The organism is Lacisediminimonas profundi (assembly GCF_008831265.1).
GTDB classification, from domain to species: Bacteria; Pseudomonadota; Gammaproteobacteria; order Burkholderiales; family Burkholderiaceae_D; genus Lacisediminimonas; species Lacisediminimonas profundi.
Window position 1 is genome coordinate 146,480 of record NZ_VTTH01000008.1, and the last position, 6,000, is coordinate 152,479.

The window sequence follows — 6,000 nt, forward strand, 5'->3', positions numbered from 1 at the left end:
GCTACAAAGCTCAGGCATTTGGAGGTTCATCGGAGGCGGCGGCGCAGCGGCCACGGAACAAGGCAGTGCCGGTCCTACCCCACGGCATGCAGACCTCGACACGACGAACACCAGGATCAACGGTCGGCCACTTGATCAGGCAAGCTTGTGGCCCTTCAGCAGCGGGCAATCGGGGAAGTAGGGGTTTAAAACAACGAGTTGATGTCGTGCTCGGCTCGCGGCGACCCGGACGATCCTGCGACTCTTTGTGTACGGCTCTTGATCGTCACGCCACACGAAGCTGGAGACTGTTTGTTTTGCTCCGATGTGGCGAGCCTGCCTAACAAGGATAACTGCGTCGAATTGCTTACCCTTCGACTTGTGCACGTTCATCACATGCAGCCCAGTTAATAGCTCGATGCTATCCAAAATTTGTTCTTGGGACAAGGCCATGTCGAGCACAGCTCGTGCTCGAGTGTATGCGTTGTTGCGAAGCCATTCGTCCGCCAATCCTGCCGAGATCCGATGCCCCCGCTTGAATGCCACTACATAGTCGAGCTGTCGCACCGCGCGCTGCAGATCAGCGTGATGTGTCTCTCGGAGCGCTCGCTTTACAAAAATCCAGTCAGCGGCTGGATTGCCTGTGAACCCTTCGGTGTCGAGCCGGACGAGAACGTCGCGGAGCGCCTGCACGATGCCGGCTCGCGACTTCTTACCCGCTCGCAGTTCAAGCGACTGCTTGAGCAGCACTTGCGTTTCCTTCTTACCCATGCCCGTTGCTCTCTTTGCTGCGGCCAGCATCTCCATGCATGTGGCTATGTCCTTGTCACGTGCGTCGGGATGCTTTGGCTCAAGCAGATAGGCAACCAGGCGCGAGACTAACAGCGCTTCAGCCTCGTCGAAATGCAGCTTGTGAGGCACCTCCTTCCCGATGTTGGCATCACCAATCCCGCTAAGTGCCTTCGATATTTGTAGCGCGTTCCCGGCTGTGTCCGTCAAAATTGCAATCGTTTCGGGCCTTGTCCGGCCCTCGGCCACAGTGGCATCCAATATCCACTTGATCGATCTACGGAGCAACCGATTCCAGTTCAAGTCCTTCCCGGGCTTATAAGGGATCTGTTGCACTCCCTTGTAGGGCGAACCCCGGGGCCGTCCAGTGAGTAGGTCATTGGCGAACGTCAAGATCTCGCTGTCTGGACTGCGACCGTTGTCGCTCCCCAAATCAACTTCAAAAGGGACGAGGGCAAGCCGTATTTCTGCCACGCGCTCCGGCCCGACACCTGGCAGGAAGTCGAATATTTGTTGCTCTAGGTCCGCCAAGCAGACGATTTGAGCTTGGCTCCCCAGCAACTGCACGCAACGCCACGCGTAAGTGCCGGTGTCTTGTGCCTCGTCGACAATAATCAGTGGATGGGTTGCAGCAACCATAGGCGCCAGATGGCCGCATCGAGAAAGGAGGGCTGCTGCATGGGGGGCGAATAGATCGAAGGCAACCCGTCCCTCTTCCAGGAACAGCCGATTGCGTTCCTGTTCCCATGCCGGCCACTCGTCATCATCGCGATCGATTCCGCCATTCAAAGCCTTCTCGTCGTGAGGCAGCAGGATCGACAGTCGCCGCGGCGCACCCAACAAATAGCTGTGGGTCTTGAGCAGGCGCCAGAAGAACGCGTGGAATGTCTCAACCGTCAGTTGAGACAGATCCTTCCTCGATACCTCAAGCTTTGCTGCGTCAAGGACGCGCGCCACCGCAGAGCGTGAAAACGACAAAAAAAGCACTGACTGCCCTTCAACCAGACCGTGCCTGATCCTCGCCATGGCCTTGCGCAGTGCCACAGTGGTTTTGCCGCTGCCGGGACCGCCCAGCACAAGACAATGACTGTCGCATTCGATGATGCTTGCTCGCTTGGGACAGTTTGGGTCGATGGGCATTACACACTCCATTACACACTCATTTAGTGCGGCTTGCCGTGCACTGCATTGACCTCGCCGGCGACTTCTTCCTGGTCCCCGATCTCCGGCGGCTTGGGCAGGGCGGCGTACACCTCACGCAAAAACTGCAGAACGGTTGAGGGAATCTCCCCGTATTCGCACTCACTAAATAGGCGCGCTGCCCAGCCCGCACCCTTTCCGCTCTTCAAAGCATCCCGCGCTAGCTTCCGAATGAAATCGCCGTCATAAGGTTTGATCGCCGGGATTCCTATTTCACCGTTCTCTTCGTTTTCCTTGAGCTGCTTCAAGAAGCACCAGAGGACGTCGACAGGCATTTCAGTGACTACTAAGTCCTCGAATCCCTTGTACTTGTGTTCAAGATTGATGCTGTATTCGGCTTGAATCGCCTTGGTCGCTTTCTCAGGACGGTTCGGCTTGTGGTCGTAAAAACCGAAGGTCTTTAGGCCGAGCGTCCTGAAGAACTTGCCAAACTTGGCCATGTTCCCGTCGCCGTCTGCATAGAAGAAAGTAGCGCCAAGAATGTCGAGTGATTGACCGGCGGTGACAATGCTTTCTTCCTGCTCCATACGCGCGGCCGCGACCGGCAGGGCGTGCAGTTCGGTCAGACCTTCGACCACAATCGCGGCCCTTCCGAGCATGCATTCACATAGGCCCCATCGGGCGAACTGCTTGAACTCTTTATCGGTAAGCCCTGATGCGTCAGATACCTTCTGGGCCTTCAACTCGCCTACCGCGCGGGTGAGCAGCAGCGTTGCCGACGGATCGAAACGCTCGATCACGAAAGGGGAGTGAGAAGTAACGAAAGCTTGTGTTGTTTTGCTAAAAAGGTACTGTGCTATGCGACGTTGCGTAGGCGGGGGCACGGCGATCTCCGGCTCCTCCATCGCGAAGATCACAGTCTCCGGCTTCAAGTCGGCAATAAATGAGAGCAGTGCTAATACGAGTGTATTGAGCGTGCCCGTACCCGCATGCGCAAACGGGACGTGCTGCTGATCCGTTGAAAGGGCCAAGAAAAATGACATCGTCCGCCGCAGATGATCACGGGTTAGTTCCGAAATTCGAAGTTTTGTCGCGTCGCCTGGTGCGTCTAGAGGGATGTAGCGGGCCAGTCGCTTCTCGATCTCCCGAAGCACAGGCGCGATCTCTGCGGCGTCCGCCTCAACGTCGTGTTCCTTCAGCTTGAGGATCGTCTTTTCCCACAATTGGGTTCTAATGCCCTTGGTTCGCAGAATGATATCGAGTAGGCTTCCCCGCTCAAGGCTCAGAGCTCGTGAGCCGGTTCGCAGCGCGCGCAGATAAAGAAAACCAAACTCCCGCTTCACCCATCGAGGAACCTCCTTGAGAATTCCCTCTTCGTCAGAATCGGGACTGTGCGAGAAAAAACTTTTTGCCTCGAATTCGTCCTCCTCTAAGCTGTAGCGGCCGACGGTTTCCAGACGGAGACACGGCACCGAGATCGGAGGTTTAGCCAAATCAGCTTCACCACCATTCAAAAGCCGCTTTTCACCCAAGTGCCAAAACTCGGTATGACTACCGCACTTGCTCATAATCGCCTGACTCGGCTCGATCAAAACGACCTCGATCCGAAGCGGAACAGCCTTTGCCTCCTCGCCATCCTGTCCGGCCTTCTCCAGGTAGTGAGCGTTGTAGAAGTCAAATTCGTCGATTGAGGTCGTTCGGTTCAAACGGTCAGGTCCGAGCGCGAGATCAAGTGCCTCACAGACGGTGCTCTTGCCTACGTTGTTCGCGCCTATCAGTAACGTGTGCCCTTCGAAAAGCAGCTCAGCGTTTTTGATACTGCGGAAGTTGGTAATCGAAAGTCTGACGACCTTCATATGTTCCTCCCTTGGGTCGCGCGCCCATTGGTTCTGGAACGCCGCTGTCGCTTCTTTTTTAAATTGTGGTGAGCACGGGCATTCAGAGATTGGACTCTCAATTGCCCCATGCCCTTGAAGACATTACCAGAAGAAAGGGCAGGAGACACCGAGCAGCAACTTATGCGGCCCCATCATGACCTTCGTGATGCCGGCTACACCCGAGGAGCAGCCCGACCGCCTACGAGCACAGCCAGAGGGAGAATTGCTGATCACCGCCGCACCGCCAGCCGCCACCAGGCACAAGGACACTGCGCGTTATGAGGCCAGGCGAATCTGACCACGTCGTCTGGAAGAATCTGGGAGAGTGAAGCGCGCCAAGGGATAGATAGCGCTCGCCACGACGTGCCAGTGACGCGGCCGGCAACAGAGCAGTCCAACGCCGCCAACAACAAAGTTCGCACCTCACGTCAAAGCATGCCGCCAGCGCGTACACGGCTCAGCATGACGCATGCAATTGAGTGCGGTGGTACACAGAGCGCCAACCAAAATGCACTGATGAATGGACGAATGATTTGGGGCCTCATCTCTGCTGAGGAAATCCTGCTTGTCTAGGCGCCGTCCTCACCACGTGCTATACCCCCCCTTCCCATTTTTCCCGTTTTTGCAAACGACGATAGACGAGCGGTCTTGGCCCTAAGGACTCCAAACATTTGACACCCCCCACCCCGTACACTTCTGCGCCGGCTTCAGCGTGACCAGGTGTTCCGCCCCCGCTTGCATCGTGGCCCCATTGCTCGTCCAGGCGCGGTGCTGGCATGCCCGCACGTTCGCATCGGGCACCGCGTGCGCGAGCTGGTGCTCGATGCGGACCGCAGCTCCTGAGCCGCACCGGCAAGCCGGGCTATTGCGCTTTGCATGGGAGCGCCGATGCCGGGGCTGTCGTCGGGTTTGCTCCGGGGGTCATTTTTTTTCTTGGGGACACCGGGGACAGATTGTTAAATCGGGCTGTAACCCGCGCCGTCATTGGGTTTAGCTGTCCCCAAACCCTGTCCCCAAGCGGCCCAATTCTCTTGGGGACATTGGGGACACTTGGCCTCACGGAGGCATGTGTCAGGCTGAAACCCGCATGAACATTGGGTTTCCGTGTTTTGTCGTCCGTTTATGAATTGTTAAATCCTCTGATTTATTCCGCATTGTGGAATATTTTAGCCTCGACAGTGCTTCTACCTGGAGATTTCTTACGCCAAATCGGGAGAAACGGCCGCGCGAAAGGAGTATTCCGCCCTCACCCCGCTCCGGCGCGCGCAAGTGACGGCCGATCCGATCCGGGCGCTGTAGCCGCCTTGTCGTGCTTGCCCTTGTCCGTGGCTGGCGGCGTTACCTTCGTGGCCACAGCGGGCGATTGCACTGCCAATCTCCGTGCCGAACGGCAGCAGCGGGTAAGACCCATGCCAGGCAGACGATCCTTCCGGCCGGCTGCGCCAGTCGTCGGTGACCTCGGGCACCAGGTGGTCACGCTCGGCCAGCTCATGTTCGGCATGCTTGTTGAACCCGCGATGCCGGAGACCACGCTTGTCAGCATGGAAGACTGGCTGCATCGATGGCGCGCCACTGGCCGCCGATCCGGGCGCTGTCGCCCCCTTGTCGTGCTTGGCCTTGTCCGTGGCTGGCCGCGTTACCTTCGTTGCCACAGCGGGCGATTGCACTGCCAATCTCCGTGCCGAACGGCAGCAGCTGGTAAGACTTATGCCAGGCAGACGATCCTTCCTACCGGCTGCGCCCTGTCGTCGGTGACCTCAGGCACCAGGTAGCCAGCATGGAAGAATGGCTGCATCGATAGCGTGCCACTGGCCGCCGTATCGGGCCCGTCAGCTGCTTTGTTGTGCTTGCCCCTGTCTGCGTCTTGCCGCGCGTCATTCGTGGCCACAGCGGGCGATTGGTCCGCCTCGGCGACCGTGGTGGCCGAGGCGACTTGCGGCAGCACCTTCAAGACCTTGAAGAAGCTCCCCCATTACATTTTCGGCGCGAGCCGCGCGGGTCACGCCTCAGCTGCAGCAATCTTTGGGCTGAATCGGTAGCAGCGGGTCAGACCCATCCCCGGCAAACGTTCCTTCCGATCGGGCCGCACCTTGTCGCCCGTGCCCTCGGGCACCAGGTAGCCACGTTCGACCAGCAATTGCGCCACAGCTTTGGGGCTGAAACCTTTGCATAGCTCTTCCCGGAAGACCTCGGGCAATACGAAGTACTCAAATTC

4 protein-coding genes and 1 pseudogene are annotated in these 6,000 nt (G+C 57.9%); all 5 read right to left on the reverse strand.

Features of this window, described 5'->3' with window-relative positions; genetic code table 11:
• Window positions 1–135: 135 nt before the first annotated feature.
• Window positions 136–1,908, reverse strand: coding sequence for a UvrD-helicase domain-containing protein (locus FVE66_RS19525; RefSeq protein ID WP_151449150.1), 1,773 nt, complete (start codon window positions 1,906–1,908; stop codon window positions 136–138).
• Window positions 1,909–1,931: 23 nt separating this feature from the next.
• Window positions 1,932–3,764 carry an ATP-dependent nuclease gene (locus FVE66_RS19530; protein ID WP_151449151.1) on the reverse strand — a complete coding sequence of 611 codons (1,833 nt, stop codon included), beginning with the start codon at window positions 3,762–3,764 and terminating at the stop codon, window positions 1,932–1,934.
• A 1,220-nt stretch (window positions 3,765–4,984) separates the two neighbouring features.
• Entirely contained in the window at window positions 4,985–5,452 is a 468-nt protein-coding gene (locus FVE66_RS19535) for a hypothetical protein (protein WP_151449152.1), read from the reverse strand.
• A gap of 38 nt (window positions 5,453–5,490) precedes the next feature.
• Entirely contained in the window at window positions 5,491–5,730 is a 240-nt protein-coding gene (locus FVE66_RS19540) for a hypothetical protein (RefSeq protein WP_151449153.1), read from the reverse strand.
• Between the two features lie 54 nt (window positions 5,731–5,784).
• Window positions 5,785–6,000: pseudogene (locus tag FVE66_RS20245) on the reverse strand (DUF927 domain-containing protein); the annotation flags it as partial.